Annotated in this window: 14 protein-coding genes, 1 tRNA gene and 1 pseudogene; 12 read left to right on the top strand and 4 right to left on the bottom strand. The window is 36.6% G+C overall.

The genetic code is table 11. From position 1 onward, the window contains the following. Positions 1-48 precede the first annotated feature (48 nt). From dnaG to GTH25_RS14505, 6 genes and pseudogenes are all read left to right on the top strand, one after another. Positions 49-1,797: a DNA primase gene (gene dnaG / locus GTH25_RS14480; RefSeq protein ID WP_075672893.1), complete on the top strand. Its 1,749-nt coding sequence runs from the start codon at positions 49-51 to the stop codon at positions 1,795-1,797. Between the two features lie 186 nt (positions 1,798-1,983). Further along, entirely contained in the window at positions 1,984-3,840 is a 1,857-nt protein-coding gene (gene rpoD / locus GTH25_RS14485; protein ID WP_075672892.1) for an RNA polymerase sigma factor RpoD, read from the top strand. 317 nt (positions 3,841-4,157) lie between these two features. Continuing rightward, positions 4,158-4,234, top strand: a tRNA-Ile gene (locus tag GTH25_RS14490). Between the two features lie 440 nt (positions 4,235-4,674). Beyond that, the gene (locus GTH25_RS14495) at positions 4,675-5,034 is read left to right on the top strand and encodes a hypothetical protein (protein ID WP_075672891.1); all 360 of its coding nucleotides are present in this window, start codon (positions 4,675-4,677) and stop codon (positions 5,032-5,034) included. Positions 5,035-5,119: 85 nt separating this feature from the next. After that, entirely contained in the window at positions 5,120-5,839 is a 720-nt protein-coding gene (locus GTH25_RS14500; protein ID WP_075672890.1) for a scabin-related ADP-ribosyltransferase, read from the top strand. A 205-nt stretch (positions 5,840-6,044) separates the two neighbouring features. After that, positions 6,045-6,272 (top strand): annotated as a pseudogene (locus GTH25_RS14505) (bestrophin family protein); the annotation flags it as partial. Positions 6,273-6,509: 237 nt separating this feature from the next. Here GTH25_RS14505 and GTH25_RS14510 read toward each other — a convergent pair. Further along, positions 6,510-8,039, bottom strand: coding sequence for a methyl-accepting chemotaxis protein (locus GTH25_RS14510; protein WP_159241798.1), 1,530 nt, complete (start codon positions 8,037-8,039; stop codon positions 6,510-6,512). A 1,134-nt stretch (positions 8,040-9,173) separates the two neighbouring features. On the opposite strand from GTH25_RS14510, the gene GTH25_RS14515 reads away from it, so the two are divergent. From GTH25_RS14515 to GTH25_RS14540, 6 genes are all read left to right on the top strand, one after another. Beyond that, positions 9,174-9,467 (top strand): helix-turn-helix domain-containing protein, encoded by a 294-nt coding sequence (locus GTH25_RS14515; RefSeq protein WP_164530687.1) that lies wholly within the window; start codon positions 9,174-9,176, stop codon positions 9,465-9,467. Positions 9,468-9,793: 326 nt separating this feature from the next. Then, positions 9,794-10,357: a fimbrial protein gene (locus GTH25_RS14520; protein WP_075672887.1), complete on the top strand. Its 564-nt coding sequence runs from the start codon at positions 9,794-9,796 to the stop codon at positions 10,355-10,357. Positions 10,358-10,421: 64 nt separating this feature from the next. Next, complete coding sequence (locus GTH25_RS14525; protein WP_075672886.1) at positions 10,422-11,141, top strand: fimbrial biogenesis chaperone; 720 nt, start codon at positions 10,422-10,424, stop codon at positions 11,139-11,141. 38 nt (positions 11,142-11,179) lie between these two features. Then, positions 11,180-13,825: a fimbria/pilus outer membrane usher protein gene (locus tag GTH25_RS14530; protein WP_099660222.1), complete on the top strand. Its 2,646-nt coding sequence runs from the start codon at positions 11,180-11,182 to the stop codon at positions 13,823-13,825. A gap of 3 nt (positions 13,826-13,828) precedes the next feature. Further along, positions 13,829-15,004 carry a fimbrial protein gene (locus tag GTH25_RS14535; protein ID WP_075672885.1) on the top strand — a complete coding sequence of 392 codons (1,176 nt, stop codon included), beginning with the start codon at positions 13,829-13,831 and terminating at the stop codon, positions 15,002-15,004. Between the two features lie 215 nt (positions 15,005-15,219). Then, entirely contained in the window at positions 15,220-15,900 is a 681-nt protein-coding gene (locus GTH25_RS14540) for an HAD family hydrolase (RefSeq protein ID WP_075672884.1), read from the top strand. Positions 15,901-15,965: 65 nt separating this feature from the next. Here GTH25_RS14540 and GTH25_RS14545 read toward each other — a convergent pair whose 3' ends face one another. The 3 genes from GTH25_RS14545 to GTH25_RS14555 form a co-directional block, all read right to left on the bottom strand. Then, positions 15,966-16,541: a TerD family protein gene (locus GTH25_RS14545; protein WP_075672883.1), complete on the bottom strand. Its 576-nt coding sequence runs from the start codon at positions 16,539-16,541 to the stop codon at positions 15,966-15,968. Between the two features lie 79 nt (positions 16,542-16,620). Beyond that, positions 16,621-17,199, bottom strand: coding sequence for a TerD family protein (locus tag GTH25_RS14550; protein ID WP_072070083.1), 579 nt, complete (start codon positions 17,197-17,199; stop codon positions 16,621-16,623). A 53-nt stretch (positions 17,200-17,252) separates the two neighbouring features. Beyond that, the gene (locus GTH25_RS14555) at positions 17,253-18,293 is read right to left on the bottom strand and encodes a TerC/Alx family metal homeostasis membrane protein (RefSeq protein ID WP_075672881.1); all 1,041 of its coding nucleotides are present in this window, start codon (positions 18,291-18,293) and stop codon (positions 17,253-17,255) included. Positions 18,294-18,299: the final 6 nt, after the last annotated feature.

The following is an 18,299-nucleotide window of genomic DNA, read 5'->3' on the forward strand; positions in this document are numbered from 1 at the left end:
TCTGAGAGCGCGGCTTATTCTCGTTCAACAACAGGCGTAAAAGGGCTTATGGCTGGACGAATTCCACGTTCATTTATCAATGATTTGCTTGCTCGAACCGATATCATCGATCTTATCGACGCTCGCGTGCCGTTAAAAAAACAAGGCAAAAATCATTCAGCGTGTTGTCCGTTTCATAATGAAAAAACGCCCTCTTTCACAGTAAATAGCGACAAACAGTTTTATCACTGTTTTGGTTGCGGCGCGCATGGCAATGCTATTGATTTTTTGATGAATTACGACAGGCTTGATTTTGTCGAAACCATTGAAGAGTTAGCAGCAATGCATGGGTTAGAAGTTCCTTATGAATCAGGAACAGGCAGTAGCCCTATTGAACGACATATAAGACAAAATCTCTATCAAGTGATGGAGAAGTTGAATCAGTATTATAGTAGCGCTCTCAATAAACCTGATGCACAAGAAGCAAGAAACTATCTCGCGCATCGAGGTCTTAGTGAAGAGATTATTACCCGTTTCTCTATTGGATTTGTGCCAACTGGTTGGGATAACGCCCTAAAACGTTTTGGTCAAAGTGCCGATAATAAAGCCTTACTTCTTGAAGCGGGTATGGTAATAACTAACGATAATGGCCGCACTTATGATCGTTTTCGCCAACGAGTCATGTTTCCTATCCGAGATAGACGTGGCCGTGTTATTGCCTTCGGAGGGCGAGTGTTAGGTGATGATTTACCTAAATACTTAAACTCACCAGAAACAGAGATATTCCATAAAGGTCGCCAACTTTACGGACTTTATGAAGCGCAACAATCTAATAATAACGTCACAAAGCTATTAGTTGTTGAAGGTTATATGGATGTTGTGGCATTAGCGCAGTTTGGTATTGATTATGCCGTTGCCTCATTAGGAACCTCCACTACAGCAGAACATATCCAGTTGCTCTTTCGGACAACGGATAACATTATTTGCTGCTATGATGGAGATAGAGCTGGTCGTGATGCCGCATGGCGAGCATTAGAAACCGCCCTTCCTTTTTTAAATGATGGTCGCTCTTTACGTTTTATGTTTTTACCCGAAGGTGATGATCCTGATTCATTGGTTCGTCGTGAAGGTAAAGACGCTTTTGAAAAACGTATGGAACAAGCACATTCATTATCAGAATTTTTGTTTGATTCACTCGTTCCGCAAGTGGATCTGAGTACTCAAGAAGGCAATGGTAAGCTATATAGTTTAGCCAGACCATTAATAGATAAGATCCCAAGTGAAACTTTACGTCTATATTTATTAAGAGAGCTTGGAAGCTTAACGGGAAATCCCGATATTGAGCAAATGGATCGTTTATTTGGTAAAACACCGGTTAATCACGAGTTGTCGTATCAACCGACAAAATTACGCACTACACCAATGCGTATATTGATTGCCTTATTGATACAAAACCCAGAGTTCTCTAAATTAGTGCCCCCTCTCGAGGGATTAAGTACAGAAAAAATTGCAGGTCTATCGCTTTTTATTGAGTTAGTTTCCGTTTGCCAAGCACAACCGGGCCTAAATACAGGACAGATTATCGAACTCTATAGAGAGAATAAATTCGGTAAACAGCTTGAAAAATTGGCAATGTGGAACGATATAGATATAGATGAGATTGCAGAGAAAACCTTTACAGACACGTTAGATCATCTTTTTTTAACCGCAATGGACGAACGTTTAAACGCGCTTATTGCGAAAGAGAGAACAGAAGGCCTAACGCAAGATGAACGCGAAGAAGTCCAATTGATAATACAGGCACGCGTTAAAAAGTAAACACAAAATTAAGATTAAAAACACGGCTTAATTGCCGCTATCGGTAGGTACTAAAAACCTACATTTGCTACGCTGAGGGGACCGTAGCAATCGACAATGAAAATGCCCCTCCGTAGTTATTGTTGGCTGAACAGTTATCGCCGACCGACACCAACCCAAATTACTTTGAAGTGTGGATACCGTCTTATGGAGCAAAACCCGCAGTCACAGCTGAAGCTACTTGTTACTAAAGGTAAGGAGCAAGGCTACCTGACCTATGCTGAGGTCAATGACCATCTGCCGGAAGATATCGTCGATTCAGATCAAATCGAAGACATCATCCAGATGATTAACGACATGGGCATTCAGGTTATGGAAGAAGCACCTGACGCCGATGATCTGATGCTGGCAGAAAATTCAAATGATACTGATGATGATGCTGCAGAAGCCGCAGCTCAGGTACTTTCTAGTGTAGAATCTGAGATTGGCCGTACAACCGACCCTGTCCGTATGTATATGCGAGAAATGGGAACAGTTGAACTGCTCACCCGGGAAGGTGAAATTGATATCGCAAAACGCATTGAAGATGGTATTAACCAAGTTCAATGTTCCGTTGCAGAATATCCTGAAGCAATTACTTATCTTCTTGAACAGTATGATCGCGTTGAAGCTGGCGAAGCACGTCTTTCAGACTTAATTACTGCGTTTATTGACCCTAATGCCGAAGAAATGGCAGAAAGTGAAGATGTCAATTTAGACAAAGATGATGATGACGTTGACAATAGTGATGAAGACGAAGATGAAGACGAAGATGAAGATAGCGACAATGACAGCGATAGCGATGATGATAACAGCATCGATCCTGAATTAGCGCGTCAGAAATTTACTGAGCTTCGTGAGCAATACGAAAAAACTCGCCAAACTATCAAGGCGAAAGGTCGTAACCACAAAGATACAGAGCTTGAAATCTTATTGTTATCTGAAATTTTCAAACAGTTCCGCTTAGTACCAAAACAGTTTGATTATCTGGTTAACAATATGCGTGAAATGATGGACAGAGTTCGTGCTCAAGAACGTCACATCATGCGTCTTTGTGTTGATCAAGTTAAGATGCCAAAGAAAAACTTCATTACTTTGTTTACAGGTAACGAAACCAATGACACATGGTTCACTGCTGCTCGTGCAATGAATAAGCCTTGGTCTGAAAAACTGGCAGGTATTGAAGAAGAAGTACAACGCAGTTTACAAAAGTTGCAACAAATTGAAGTTGAAACTGGACTGACAATCGAACAGGTTAAAGATATTAACCGTCGTATGTCTATCGGTGAAGCCAAAGCACGTCGTGCGAAAAAAGAGATGGTCGAAGCGAACTTACGTCTCGTTATCTCTATCGCGAAAAAATATACCAACCGTGGCTTGCAGTTCCTTGACCTAATTCAGGAAGGGAATATTGGTCTGATGAAAGCGGTTGATAAATTTGAATACCGTCGTGGTTATAAGTTCTCAACTTATGCAACATGGTGGATCCGTCAGGCAATTACTCGTTCAATCGCTGATCAGGCGCGTACAATCCGTATCCCTGTTCACATGATCGAAACGATTAATAAACTGAACCGTATCTCTCGTCAAATGTTGCAAGAGATGGGACGTGAACCTTCACCAGAAGAGCTTGCAGAGCGCATGCTGATGCCTGAAGACAAGATCCGTAAGGTACTGAAAATCGCTAAAGAACCAATCTCCATGGAAACCCCAATCGGTGACGATGAAGATTCACATTTAGGCGATTTTATCGAGGATACGACTCTCGAATTACCACTAGATTCTGCAACATCAGAAAGCTTACGTTCAGCAACTCACGAAGTGTTAGCTGGCTTAACATTACGTGAAGCGAAAGTCCTGCGTATGCGTTTCGGTATCGATATGAATACCGACCATACCTTGGAAGAAGTGGGTAAACAGTTTGATGTTACCCGTGAACGTATTCGTCAGATTGAAGCGAAGGCACTGCGTAAATTACGCCATCCAAGCCGTTCTGAGGTACTACGTAGCTTCCTTGACGAGTAATCAACTTACTTTTCAATAAAAGTTATAATAGACGCCTGTGATATCACAGGCGTTTTTTTATGGAATTTTGAAACAGTATCCACACACGATGTAAGCTACAATAGACTTCATCTACATATATTTATAAAAAATAGCCTTATTATTTATATTATTGTACCTATATGTAAGCTTACCCATTAGTCATTACACTATGTTATTGATATCACTGTTATTCTCTGTTTTATTTTTTTATTGTTTAGATTGAACAGAATTTGCGCATACAGTCATTCAAAGGCTAGACCTAGTGCCAAATGGCACGTATAATCACACTCCATTAAGGCCCCTTAGCTCAGTTGGTTAGAGCAGTCGACTCATAATCGATTGGTCACTGGTTCAAGTCCAGTAGGGGCCACCAAATTTTAGCTGTTAAATCAGCGCATTAAGCCACTTCTTAGCAAGTGGCTTTTTTGTTTTTATAAACCGTTGCCCCATCAAATATCTTTAACTACGTTAATTTTTTATCGGCCCCCTTTTTCTACACTTCAAGTTTTATCCTTTCATTAATAGAATATTAAAACTCGTTGCTCCTCAAAAATATTCCCCTCAGAAAAATAACATATTATATTTCTATTTATTTTCATCAGATAAAACTTTCAAAAACAAATTCGCATTGTAAATATTATTTTTACATTACAATATGTTAAAAAAAAATATTTTAAAAACAACTTACCTCTGTATATTTAAATCACTTCCATTACTTAGATGTACATATTAAATCCAACAATGAACATCAATTATTTATTCAATGGAATTAACGACAATTACATATAAACACCATAAATATAGAGGTTATAAATGAAAAAATTACTTATTATTAGTCTTCTTTCCTTTTCATCATTTTCGCATGCCGGAACTAATTTTGACGGTTATTGCAAAAAATTAAATGGAAGTGTAAAAAATGGCAAAATTTCCAGCTTAACCGTTGTAACTAATAGTTATAACAATGGGGAAAAACCAGTATTAGCAGCCAATATAAAATTTGTCCCTAAAACGGGTGGCTCCTATCATTATGGCATTATGTACAATGCCACTACACTTTACGATATCGCTAAAGTTTCATTTCTGACACAGGCAGATATAGCCGTATGCGTCGGGGTAGAAAATGCTTTTCCTGGTAACGATGCCTTATATATGATTGGATTATCAAAACATTAATTACTCCAAAATAAAAAATTATGACTAAATAAAAAGAGAAATAACATAGCACTCTAAAGCATTTATAGAATAATAAGAGGTTATAATGAGAAAAATAATTTTAATTATATTATTTATTTTATTTAATATACAGCTATCATATGCAAGACCCGTAAGTAAAGTGTACAGAGCAGATTCAAGACCACCAGAGGAGGTATTTAAAAAAGGATTTGTTGCTTGGGGAAATAATATCAATTTTCATGCTCATGTAAATGGTGTTTCAGGGAGAAGAGGAAGTAAAGACTCTGCATTTATTCCTACGACATCAAGTTTTAAATCAAGTGAAAAATTCGCAAAAGATTTGCTCAATGTCTCAAGCGAAAATAAATCTTATATTTATAAGATAAGACCAACAAATAATTTTTATTCTGCACTTGATACCGTCTATTATTATCATGATCAAATTAAAGAACGTGTCAGTGATATACTCAGAACCGTATTAACTGAAGAACAAGAATATTCTGCATATATAAACATTCCAAATCAATTAATAGAGCTTGTCACTATCTACACAAAAATAGATAGTGATATTATTGAAGAAACAATTCCAAACCCTCATTATTCACCAGAAGAAACGCATTCATCTGATGAACCATATAAAGGTTATAACCCATTAAAGATAGATAATTTACCCCACCTTGTAATGGGATTATCTATGACTAATATAAACAATGAATTAGCAGAAGCATCCGCAGTGCTACCTTCTTCTTCATTCACATGGGGCTCTGTGCTAAGTACAGTTATGGAGGTGGCTGAAACATTATGATTAATAAATCAGATCAACTATGCATAAATTATTATATTAACAATAATTATATTTAATAATATAAATTTATCGTTCTGGTTCATACATACAGATATGAACCAGTTTTTTATCCTCTTTATTTTTCAAGAGAATTAATTAGCTTATTACTTCTTTTATTGAGATAATATTCCAAAAAATTTAAACCTCATTTTATATCATTACTATTATGGTCATTCGTCCTAATCAACACTGGTTCTTGCGGTTATTTGATTGGCATGGTTCTGTGCTTTCAAAAATAATCTTTCGTTTATGCCTTAATGTTATCATGTCAATTATCGCTATTTTGATTTATCAATGGTATGAACAATTAGGAATACACTTAACAATTGCTCCTTTTAGTTTGTTAGGTATTGCCATTGCGATGTCTCTTGGTTTCAGAAATAATGCAAGCTATTAGCCCATTACCGATAACTGTAAGACCAGATAAACATTATAATTTACTCTGATTAACAGATAAATAATACCTATAGTTATAAGCGCTACGCAATATACCCAAGCACACGCTAATGAGAATAAAGGCACGGGAAATAAAAGCCAGCATCAAATGACGTTTCAAAAATAAAGCTCACTCTTATATCGCTATTAAAGTGAGCTTGTTTTAAATATAAACGTTAACCAGCTATTTTAATTATTAATATTGTTCTTTAATTTGAAAGACTGAAACTTTATCTGTTAAGTTTTGTGCTTTCTCATCTAAAATCATTGTTGACGTTGCGCCCTGTTCAACTAAAGCTGCATTTTGCTGAACAACAGAATCCATTTGGTTAATGGCAACTGCAATCTGTTCAATGCCCACTTTTTGCTCTTCTGATGCGATACTAATGCCCTGCATGATATCGCTAACTTTAGTAATAGAAGAAACGATGTCCTGCATATGCTCGCCCGTTCTATTCACTAATTCTCGACCATGAGCTACGTCAGCAACGGATTCTCTGATGATTTGATTAATTTCACGCGCAGCATCCGCACTTCTTGCTGCTAAATTTCTCACTTCTGTTGCAACAACAGTAAATCCGCGACCTTGTTCACCCGCACGCGCCGCTTCAACCGCTGCGTTTAATGCCAGAATATTAGTTTGGCTTGCAATGTTATTAACTACATCATTGATTTCAGCAACTTTTAATGTACCCACCTCGATTTTTTTCATCGAGTTAATGGCATCATTCATGATATTAGAACCATCAATCGCCAAATCACGTGTTTCTGCGGTGATGGAGTTGGCTAAAATCGCATTATCAGTATTATTCACTACCGCAATTTTAATCTCTTCCATACTTGCCGCTGTCTGTTGCAGAGCACTCGCTTGCTCTTCGGTACGAGAAGAGAGATCTTGGTTACCAGAAGCAATTTCTGCTGAGCCTTTTTTGATCTCTAATGCTTCTTCTTTAACTAGTTGAATAGTCGATGTTAGCGAGGTTTGCATCTCTCCCACATTAGAGAACAAGGTTCCAAACTCATCATTTCGTTTCTTAGGTAAAGTGAAACTTAAATCCCCCTCTCCCACTTTCTGCAAAATAACTGATAGCGTATTCAAGTTAAAGATAAACGTTTTATTTACCCAACGAATAACGATATACAGAAGAACAAGAATGATCCCCAGGGCAATAATGGTTGTATAAATTGACAACTGCACCATCCAAGCTTGCTGTGCTTTAATATCATCATTCACACCTTTCGTGATCATAAGATATTCATCAAAAAGTTCAGATAGACGAGTAAAGTCGTTAGAGAGATTTGATTCTGTGTAATCTAGCGTATCAATAGGTGCAATAAGTTCATCTAGAAGATAATAGAATAACACTGAGAGCTGCTCTGAATTACGTTGAGCATCAGGGCTTATTTTCTTCACACCTACCCAATGAGTAATAGTCGCTTTTGATTTTGTCGCCAACTCTTTCGCTTCAGCAACAAGTGATTTAATAGTTTCTTGCTTATTTTCATCCGTCATGGTTTTCAACAACATTAAATAATTGACGTGAGAACGAATAGTCGCTAACTCATATCTTGCCTCTTGAACACTATTCAATCTGGTATTCAAAGAATCCAATGACGCAAAGTTTTCTTGCATTCTATAAATAAAAAATGACGACAAAACTGATGATAATAAGAAAATAGTTAATAGTATAATGGAACCTACTTTCGCTGATCTTTCAATACTCATGAAATAATCTTCCCCGATAATAAAATGATACAAATGCATTCATTTATCGGCACGAAATAGATTTTATTTACTCATTAATCAGAATTATCAATACAAACGATTAATACAGTTCTCCATCAATGATGGTAATCAGATTTTTATTCTTAAATTTAAGTATTAATCTAGATCATATACCGTTATGAAATAATATTTCAGTGTTATTAATTGATTAGCAATTAGGGATGAATTTTAATGAAAACTCAAAATCGATAAAAATTTTTAATTTCACAAAAATAGGGATCATCTCTTATAGATTAATAAATATTAAGTATTTTTACGATTTAGCTCATATATTTTAGATAAACAGTTTCTGAATATCTCTAAAAACAGAGTATATACACTTAGGATATCGCTAATGAAAAATTATTGTCACTTTTAGTAAAAGAGAGGAATAGATAAACACACAAATTGTTTTTAACCTCATATAGAGGAATAAATAAAACATTTAAGAAAACAAATAAAACATCATTGCAATTAATATTTTCAAAAAAAGGCCATCTACTTAGCATCAAACAACAAATTCTTCTTTATATGAATATATCCCACTATAATTACCCTATTAGACCAATTATTACTTTTCACTCTTTTAAATAAAAAAGTTGTTTTTACAATTTTTTTATAAAAACACATAACTCATTTTCATCATATCCCCCCATTTTTGATTTTATTCAGAGAATTCTTACGCTCTATAATTTTCATAAATACCCATAATCCGCGTAAAATACATTCCCTTACAATATCTAACTCTTTCATACAATTCATCTTATAAGGATGAAAAATGAAATATAAAATAACATATAACTTACTAAACGAGATTTTACACCCAAATAAAACTCACATAACGAATATCGCAATTAGTTTGTAATTTCATTAAATTACTTAACATATTGATATATCTATCACTTACTAAAACTTAAGTATAGCCTTACAATAATTACTCTCTTGATAGGAACGGCCTATTACAAAATGATATCGCATAGAGCAAACCATTTTTACCCATTAATTTATGTGTAATATAGTTATTCAAAATGAAATGGCTAATTTTAATATGTGATAACTTCTAAATATTAGACCTCATGTTATTGGAATTAATTTATGAACGATCTAGACACAAAAGTAGGCTTTTTTTTTAAGAAGGCTAGAAAAGAGAAGAAATTATCAGGTCGTGAACTGGCAAAAATAATTTCTGTTAGCCAACAACAAATATCCCGTTATGAAAATGGCAAAAATAGTATGTCACTTAGTTTAATAAACAAGCTACTTATTATTTTTGATAAATCATGGGATGATTTGAATCGTGAAGTAATAAGCACCTACAACGAAAAGGTGCCAAATACGCAATCAAAAAAAGAGACTATGAATTTAGTGGTACTACTATTAGCCAGCTAAATTAAAAACAAACATTTAACAAAATTACGTAACATCACTATAAGCAATTAACCATGAAAATAAAATATTTAATTATGTTTTATTTTCATGAGCTATTAGCTTTATGAAGTTAGGGATGTTAGCAATCGACCAAACTATTATTTCGTATTAATAGATAATTATTAGGAAAATAAAAAACGCTTATTAAGTGTTTTTATTCGCCATGGATGGCTTTTATTTATTTTTACACTAATAGCTAGTCAAAAAAAATAAATTACTAAATATTATTTAAATGTTTAGCTATTTATTAAAACGTAGTCATCTAATATAAAACGAAGGAATTTAGAATGAAAAAATCTATCATTGGTGCATCTTTAGCAATGGCATTTGGTCTAATGGCTGGTAATGCAATTGCTGCTGATAATACTGGTACGATTACTTTTAATGGTGAATTAACTGATACTACTTGTAAAGTTGACATTGAAGGTCAAGGCCCTGATGCAACCATTACTCTACCAACAGTTAGTACTAACGTTTTACAAAATGCAGGTGAAGTGACTGGCCGTACTGCATTTAATATGAACCTTTCTGATTGTAAAGTAGGTGTGGCAGGTCATAGCACTGTTTCTGCATTCTTTGAAACTGGTGCAACAGTAGACCAAGCGACTGGTCGTTTGAAAAATATGGATGTTGCTGCAACTGGCGCAAAATTAGTCCAGTTACAACTGTTAGATGGAGCTAACTTTAACGCAATTAAAGTAGGTAACACATCTCAAGTAAATGATACTACTTATTATACAATTACTAATGATAAAGCCACCTTACCATACGCTGTAGAATACTACGCAATTGGTAAAACAGAGGCTGGTAAAGTAACAAGTAGCGTTGTTTATACTCTGCAATATAAATAATCGAAATAAACAGAGGGGAGTTTCTCCTCTCTGTTTGCTTTTTATTAATGGAATAAAGATAAATATGATAGCCCCTAAATTAATTAAAAGCTTTTTTTTTAGTTTATTATTAATCATTTCTACATGGGTAAACGCTGGTGTTATTATTAGCGGAACTCGTGTTATTTATAATGAAAATGAAAAAGAAGTCACAGTAAAAATTAGTAATGAAGGGAAAGTTCCTGTTTTAATTCAAAATTGGATTGATACTGGTGACGTTGATGCAAAACCTGAAAATATTCAAGTTCCTTTTGTATTAACTCCCCCTATATTTCGCATTGAGCCAGAAAAATCACAATCATTAAGAATTAGTTTTACGGGCGCTACAACATTACCTAAAGATAAAGAATCTATTTATTGGTTAAATGTATTAGAAATACCACCTAACGCAAATACGGAAATAGATAATAAATTACAAATTGCTTATCGTTCAAGAATAAAACTATTTTATCGTCCTGATGTACTAAAAGATAAAATAGGGGCAATTAATGCTGCGGAAGGCCTTCAATTTTCAGTTTCAGGTAACACTTTAAAAGTTATCAATAATGCCCCTTATTATGTTTCTTTAGTTTCTATTTCTCTTAATGGAAATGATAAACAACCTATTGATGGTGAATTAGTTCCGCCATTAGGTAGCCATGACTTTGCTATACCCAATGGGATATCTGCAAATACGGGAAATAAAGTCGTTTATCGATATGTAAACGATTGGGGTGCCATGAAGATAGTTGAATCAAAAATTTAATTCTCCAGTGACTTTATAAAATATACGGGAATACTCAAATGAGCAGTTATATTTTAAAAACTATTATAATATCTGCTAGTGCGACTTTTTTTCTAATCGCACCCTATACCTATGCAGAAAATATAACAGAGATCGAAAATAATAAATGGTTACCTAATGGCACTCCTGTATTATCGACCAATACGTCACCTTTATTACAAAATAATACTGCCTCATCAACAGAGAATAATGAGCCTTCCCATACAAATGGAATTAACTCACTCTCATTTAATCCTATTTTTATGAATACATCTCAAGGTGAGATTGATATCAGTCGTTTTGATAAAGAAAATACTTTCTTGCCGGGTACATGGAATGTTGAAATCTATGTCAACAGCCAATTTATGACAAGAACAACAGTCACCTTTAAAGATATGGCAAATGGCCAAGTATCGCCTTGTTTAACTAAAGATATCATTGGCTTAATAGGGTTTAAAAGTGACAAAATAACACCGCTATTAAAAAGTGCGTTAGAGCTACATGAATGCATTGCACTAACCGATTTTGTGCCCTCAACTGACGTAAACTATGACCACTCAGTTCAACGTTTAACGATCAACACACCACAAGCTCTTGTTGGTTATAAGCCCCGTGGTTATGTAAGTCCTTCACTTTGGGAACGAGGTATAAATGCGTTGTTAGTAAGCTATAACGCAAATTATTTTATGTCTCGTAACAACGGAACAAATTACAAATCAGCATTCGTTGGTGTTAATAGTAACCTAAATTTAGGCACATGGAGTTTCCATCACACTGGTAATTATTCATGGAATGAACAAAATGGCCATGACTACACATCAACTTATAATTATCTACAACGTATTATCACTACAATAAAAGGTGTCGTTCAAGTTGGTGATGTTCTTACGACAGGACAACTTTTTGATTCACAACCATTAAGAGGTATCCAACTCTTTAGTGATGAGAAAATGTTACCTGACTCACAGCGTGGCTTTGCGCCGACCATTCGTGGTGTCGCAAAATCCAATGCCCGAGTCATTATTCGCCAAGATGGGCGAGTGATCCATGAAATTACCGTACCGCCAGGTCCATTTGAAATTGATGACCTTTATCCATCAGGATATGGTGGTAACTTAGATGTCACCATTCAAGAATCGGATGGGTCACAACAAAACTTTAAAGTCTATTACGCTTCTGTTGTGCAGTTATTGCGTCCTGGGCAACATAACTATACGGTAGCCGCTGGCCATTTAAACTCATCATCTGTTGACTATGATCCAACGTTATATCAAGCCACTTATCGTCGCGGATTAACTAATCTGATAACGGGTTATGCGGGTATACAGAGTACCGGTGCAGATTATTACGCACTTCAAGCTGGTTTTGCATTAAGCACGCCATTAGGAGCATTTTCTGCTGACATCACTCAAGCACGTTTGCATTTAAATACAACATCGTCAAAAGTGAATAGCGGACAAAGTTATCAAATCAGTTATAGCAAATTTATTCAAGATACTAATAGTAACCTGACGATTGCTGCTTATAAATTTAATACCGAAAAATTCTATGATTATAGCTCTGCCGTTCAAGCTATTAATGAAGAACGCTATGGGCGCAGTATCAACAATATTTGGCGTCCAAAAAGCCGCTTTAATGTCACGATTGATCAAGGTTTACCCGAAGGTTGGGGAACATTCTATGTCAGTGGATTTACACAAAACTACTGGAATAATGACACGACCGACTTGCAATACCAAATGGGTTACAACAACCGCTGGAAACGTCTCTCTTATGGCTTAAATGTCGGTCAAGCACGTAATGCCGATGGTAAAAAGGAGACATCGTTTGAATTGAACTTTATTTTACCACTCTATGATTTAAGTGTTGATCATATGCCGACCTTAACTGCAGCCTTAACACGTAATGGTCGAGGAGATGTAGGTGAGCGTATCGGGATCTCTGGATCTGCTGGTGAAAATAATCGTTATAACTACGGTATAACAGCAATGAATACAAACCATGGTGTTGGATCTAGCATGACCTTGAATGGTAGTGCAAAAACTAATTATACCAACTTAACAGCTAACTATGGTTTAGGTGAGCATTATCAAAATGGTTCGATCGGTGCTAGTGGTTCATTTATTGGCTGGTCTGGTGGCGTGGTAGCAACCCCTTATCAAGGCAATACCTTTGCGGTAGTTGAAGCTGATGGTGCTAAAGGTGCCAAAGTCAGTGGCTATCCAGGCATTGAAATCGATGGATTTGGTCATGCTGCTGTGCCTTATTTAACCCCATATCAAATGAATGACATCACGATTAACCCGAAAGGAATGTCAAATAATATCGAGCTACAAAATACGCAAGCGCGCGTTGCACCGTTTGAAGGTGCGATCACTAAAGTGGAATTTAAAACTAATGCAGGTATCCCTCTGTTAATTACAATCCAACGTAATAACGGCGCTATTCCATTTGGTAGTGTCGCTTACGATGAACAGAACAATGAAGTGGGTAGTATAGGTCAGGGAGGACTTCTCTACGCCCGAGTTGAGAAAACGTCAGGTCGCTTAACCGTGAAATGGGGGCCAGGTGAAATACAGCAATGTACCATTAACTATAGTGCCCCAGCACCAGATAAAGATAATCAAAGTAGTTTTGTCCAACTTACCAGCGTATGTGGAGAATAAAGTATGAAGCCTATTATTAAAAACTCATTAGCCTTAATACTTCTACTTTTCCCTGTTGCGGAAGTAATGGCTAAATCAGATGTGACATGTACAGTAGATAAACCAACGCAACAATTACATATTACTGTAAGTGGTTCGGTTTTTTTAGGTCCTGACGCTCCTGTTGGTAGTGTCATTTACCAATCTTATGTTGATACAGCTCAATACTATTATAGCTATAACTGTAGTGCTGATCGTTCAAATCTTGATGATGTTTATCGATTTGTTATGACTGAATCAACTAAAATGCTCTCTATATCCGGCACTCCTGTTGTAGGAGCAGGGCTCCCAAGTAACGTATTTCAGACCAATTTACCAGGAGTTGGGATCCAATTTTATACTATGAAGGACAAAAATCGGTCCTTGAAAATTGGTGAAAGTGTAGATATGTCAGGCGAAGTAGTGCGTGAATTTAGTAAAGCCACTATTGGCGATAATGTTAATTCTGTTAACTACTGGTCTAAACCTTATCTATCTTTTGTTTTGATTAAAACAGGTCCAATAACACCAGGCAATGCGCAATTTACAGCGCGTAATCAAACTACTATACATATGCCAAACACAAGGCTTGATCACGTTATTGCACCTGATTTTCCATTTACTTTTTTTGATGTCTTTATTACGGGTAACGTAAATGTAATGTCATCAACCTGCCGAACACAAGATTATACAGTTAATCTTGGCTCTCATGAAACAACTACACTTCCAGCCAAAGGGAGTACAACTAAATGGATAAATTCCGATATTATATTAACCAATTGTCCTGCTTTTAGAGGTTATTATTCAGGAAGAAAAGGAAATATTATTTCAACTGAAGTTAAACAAACCTTTCCTGAACGCGATCCTAATGAGCTAAGAGTAACAATAAAGCCTGTTAACCCAACTATTCCTGAATATCCGGGAACTTTTAAAGTAAATGATGTACCGGGTGCAGCAAAAGGTGTAGGGATCCAACTTGCATTTGGTGATGTCGGTGAAGATTTTGTTAAATTTAATACGCCAACCGCCTTTGCACAGCCGATCACTGAAAAAGCGGGGGTCGTGAGTGTTCCATTACGAGCGCGCTATATTCGTGTTGATGACCGATTATCCGCAGGTTCCGCCAATGGTGCAGCGACCTTTATGATTGAATATTATTAATCCCTTATTCTGTTTGCCAACAGCCTAAAATCACACCTCTTAGCCTAAATCACTAAGAGGTGTTTTTTACGGCTCATTACTCTACTTCTCGTTATAAATGAGAAAAATCATTATTTATCAATAAATAAGGCTACCTCTATCTCATTTTTAGAACAATGATATAATAAGTAAAATATATTTTTCAAACTCTGATGATTTACGGAGCCTTACCCTGTATGCAACCCCAATTTGAAAACGCGAAAAACACCGTAAAAACGTTATCAGTGTTTGATTTTGATGGCACGCTAACCTATCACGACAGTTTTATTCCTTTTCTAAAATTCGCCTTTGGTAAACGTAAATTCTCACGCCGTTTAATTAAAATGGTATTACCGACATTACGTTGCTTTAGACGCAAGCTCACTCGTGATGAACTAAAAGAAGTGCTTATCAAAACCTTTCTAACCAATATTGATGAACAATGGTTAAAAGAAAAAGCAGAAGAATTTTGCGAACTTTATTGGACCAAATTGATGCGCCCTACTGGCTTATTCGCTGTTGCAGAAGAAGTGAATAGCAATGCTGAAGTGACGATTTGCTCGGCATCACCTGCTATGGTATTACAACCTTTTGCCAAGCGCTTAGGCATTAAACTGATAGGAACAACACTTGAAGTTGTTGATGGAAAGTTGACTGGTAAAATTATTGGTAATAACTGTCGTTGTGGTGAAAAAATAAAACGATTAGAAGCAGTATATGGGGACTTAACACAATACCATTTAAGGGCTTGGGGAGATTCTCGTGGTGATCATGAATTGCTGTTTGCAGCGCAAGATCCTCATTGGCGTCACTTTCATACCGGTCGTCGTAAATCTAAAAATTCACCAATTAAAGTGACCGTAAAAAAAGAGTCTTAATCGCTTACTGTTTTCTTATCGATACAAACAAATAGCCCCCGCAAAAGCGAGGGCTAAATAGAGTCTTAGATATTTACGCCGTGTTGTGCTGCTAACGCACCTAAACCACCCGCAAAACCTTGACCAACTGCTTTGAATTTCCACTCTGCACCATGGCGATATAACTCACCAAAGATCATTGCGGTTTCTGTTGATGCATCTTCAGAAAGATCAAAGCGTGCAATTTCAGTATTATTGTCGTTATTATAAACGCGCATAAAACTGTTGCTGACCATACCAAAGTTTTGTTTACGGTTTTCTGCATCATAAATAGTGACTGCGAATACCAGTTTTTTCACTTCAGCAGGGACTTTTGATAAGGTGATTTTTACTTGCTCATCATCACCATCGCCTTCCCCAGTACGGTTATCTCCTTGGTGTTCAACGCTTGCGCATTGACTCACTTTATTATTAAAGAAGATAAAACTTGCGTCTGAAAGTACTTTTCCATCTTCACCTACCATGAACACTGACGCATCTAAATCAAACTCTGCGCCATCAGTCACGCGGGCATCCCATCCTAGACCAACCATAGCAACCGACATTGTTGGTGCTTCTTTAGTCAGAGAAACATTACCACCTTTAACGAGGGAAACTGCCATATCAAAGCTCCTACTTTATTGAATAAACTGGCAATCACATCTTATAACTGCCAGCGTTTAGTGTCTTACAAATCGACTATCAAGAGGCATTAATACCGTATTGAGCACAAACAGAACCCAAACCACCTGCATAACCCTGACCAACAGCACGGAATTTCCACTCCGCGTTATGGCGATATAGTTCACCAAATAACATTGCTGTTTCTGTTGATGCATCTTCAGTTAAGTCATAACGAGCAACTTCAATTTGGTTGTCATCATTAACTAAACGAATAAATGCACCTGATACCTGGCCAAAGCTTTGGCGACGAGCTTGCGCATCATGGATAGTCACAACGAAGATAACCTTATCGACATCATTCGGGATCATGTCTAATTTGATTTTCAGCGCTTCATCATCACCATCGCCTTCACCGGTACGGTTGTCACCAGTGTGAACAACAGAACCATCAGCAGATCTTAAGTTATTATAAAAAATGAAATCGGCATCGCTACGCACTTTTCCATTTGCAGCTAACAGAAATACAGACGCATCTAAGTCAAAATCTTGACCATCTGTAGAACGGGCATCCCAACCAAGTCCGACAAGGACGTTTTTCATCGTTGGGGCTGCTTTGCTCAGAGAGACATTACCACCTTTAGAAAGAGAAACGCTCATTTTATAACCTCTTTAGTTTTGTTTTTAATATTCTGATTTCTCAAGAATATTTATTAATTTGTCTTACCTTCATCATCTTTTTTCTCTGGGAATACAAAACTTGCGATAATACCCAGAGCAAGAACACCTAGCACAACAAATAGGCTAGTTGTCGCGGAGATGCTGTATCCATGTTGCCAGATATGATCTGTTGCATTTAAACCCAGTTTTGCAGCAATAAAGAACAACAACACAATAACCGCTTTTTCAAGGTAAATCAGATACTGTTTTAACGCTTCTAACACGAAGTAAAGCGTACGTAAGCCTAAGATTGCGAACATCATTGCACTATAAACAATAAGGGGTTCACGGCTTACTGCGATAATAGCGGGAACCGAGTCGAAAGCAAACATCACATCGGAAAGCTCTACAACCGCCACACACAGCATAAGTGGTGTTGCATATAACGCCGCTTTTGTACCACGACCGATAGTAATTTCTTTGTTTTCTGGTTTTGCTAGTTCAGCATCGACTTCTTTTTGTGTTAATACGAAAGCGTGCCCTGTGATTTTTGGCCATATAGGGAAAAATCGTTTAACTAAGCGATAAGCAAGATGTTGTGAATAGTCTTCAATCTCTTCACTATCATCACCGCTTTTCAGCATCATAACTGCCGTCCAAGCAACGATTAAGGCAAATACAATCTCAACATATGGTCCTAAACTTAACAGTCCTGTACCGATGGCAACAAAGATCCCACGGAAAACGATGGCCCCGATGATACCCCAATAAAGAACGCGGTGGCGGAAGCGGTCAGGTACAGCAAACCAAGAGAAAATCGCCATCATGACAAACAAGTTATCAACGGAAAGCACTTTCTCTAAGGCATAACCTGTTACGAATAAGCTCGCAACTTCTGCACCATGATGAATATAAAGGAATCCTGCAAATGCCATTGCAATGGCAACCCAGAATATAGACCAAAATATGGCATTCTTTAACGTTATCGGCTTATCTGCACGATGCATAAATAAGTCGATAAAAATAGCGCCAATCGCAAGTACTACAAAGACAATGACAGTTTCTGTCGGAAAACCAATATGTGTGGATACCATAATAAT

It is taken from the genome of Proteus terrae subsp. cibarius (assembly GCF_011045835.1).
In the GTDB taxonomy this organism is placed as follows: Bacteria; Pseudomonadota; Gammaproteobacteria; order Enterobacterales; family Enterobacteriaceae; genus Proteus; species Proteus cibarius.

What these genes read in the sequence shown, in the direction of transcription:
- dnaG (WP_075672893.1), top strand. Translation starts at nt 49, where the DNA reads ATGGCTGGACGAATTCCACGTTCATTTATCAATGATTTGCTTGCTCGA.
- rpoD (WP_075672892.1), top strand. Translation starts at nt 1,984, where the DNA reads ATGGAGCAAAACCCGCAGTCACAGCTGAAGCTACTTGTTACTAAAGGT.
- GTH25_RS14495 (WP_075672891.1), top strand. Translation starts at nt 4,675, where the DNA reads ATGAAAAAATTACTTATTATTAGTCTTCTTTCCTTTTCATCATTTTCG.
- GTH25_RS14500 (WP_075672890.1), top strand. Translation starts at nt 5,120, where the DNA reads ATGAGAAAAATAATTTTAATTATATTATTTATTTTATTTAATATACAG.
- GTH25_RS14510 (WP_159241798.1), bottom strand. Translation starts at nt 8,039, where the DNA reads ATGAGTATTGAAAGATCAGCGAAAGTAGGTTCCATTATACTATTAACT.
- GTH25_RS14515 (WP_164530687.1), top strand. Translation starts at nt 9,174, where the DNA reads ATGAACGATCTAGACACAAAAGTAGGCTTTTTTTTTAAGAAGGCTAGA.
- GTH25_RS14520 (WP_075672887.1), top strand. Translation starts at nt 9,794, where the DNA reads ATGAAAAAATCTATCATTGGTGCATCTTTAGCAATGGCATTTGGTCTA.
- GTH25_RS14525 (WP_075672886.1), top strand. Translation starts at nt 10,422, where the DNA reads ATGATAGCCCCTAAATTAATTAAAAGCTTTTTTTTTAGTTTATTATTA.
- GTH25_RS14530 (WP_099660222.1), top strand. Translation starts at nt 11,180, where the DNA reads ATGAGCAGTTATATTTTAAAAACTATTATAATATCTGCTAGTGCGACT.
- GTH25_RS14535 (WP_075672885.1), top strand. Translation starts at nt 13,829, where the DNA reads ATGAAGCCTATTATTAAAAACTCATTAGCCTTAATACTTCTACTTTTC.
- GTH25_RS14540 (WP_075672884.1), top strand. Translation starts at nt 15,220, where the DNA reads ATGCAACCCCAATTTGAAAACGCGAAAAACACCGTAAAAACGTTATCA.
- GTH25_RS14545 (WP_075672883.1), bottom strand. Translation starts at nt 16,541, where the DNA reads ATGGCAGTTTCCCTCGTTAAAGGTGGTAATGTTTCTCTGACTAAAGAA.
- GTH25_RS14550 (WP_072070083.1), bottom strand. Translation starts at nt 17,199, where the DNA reads ATGAGCGTTTCTCTTTCTAAAGGTGGTAATGTCTCTCTGAGCAAAGCA.
- GTH25_RS14555 (WP_075672881.1), bottom strand. Translation starts at nt 18,293, where the DNA reads ATGGTATCCACACATATTGGTTTTCCGACAGAAACTGTCATTGTCTTT.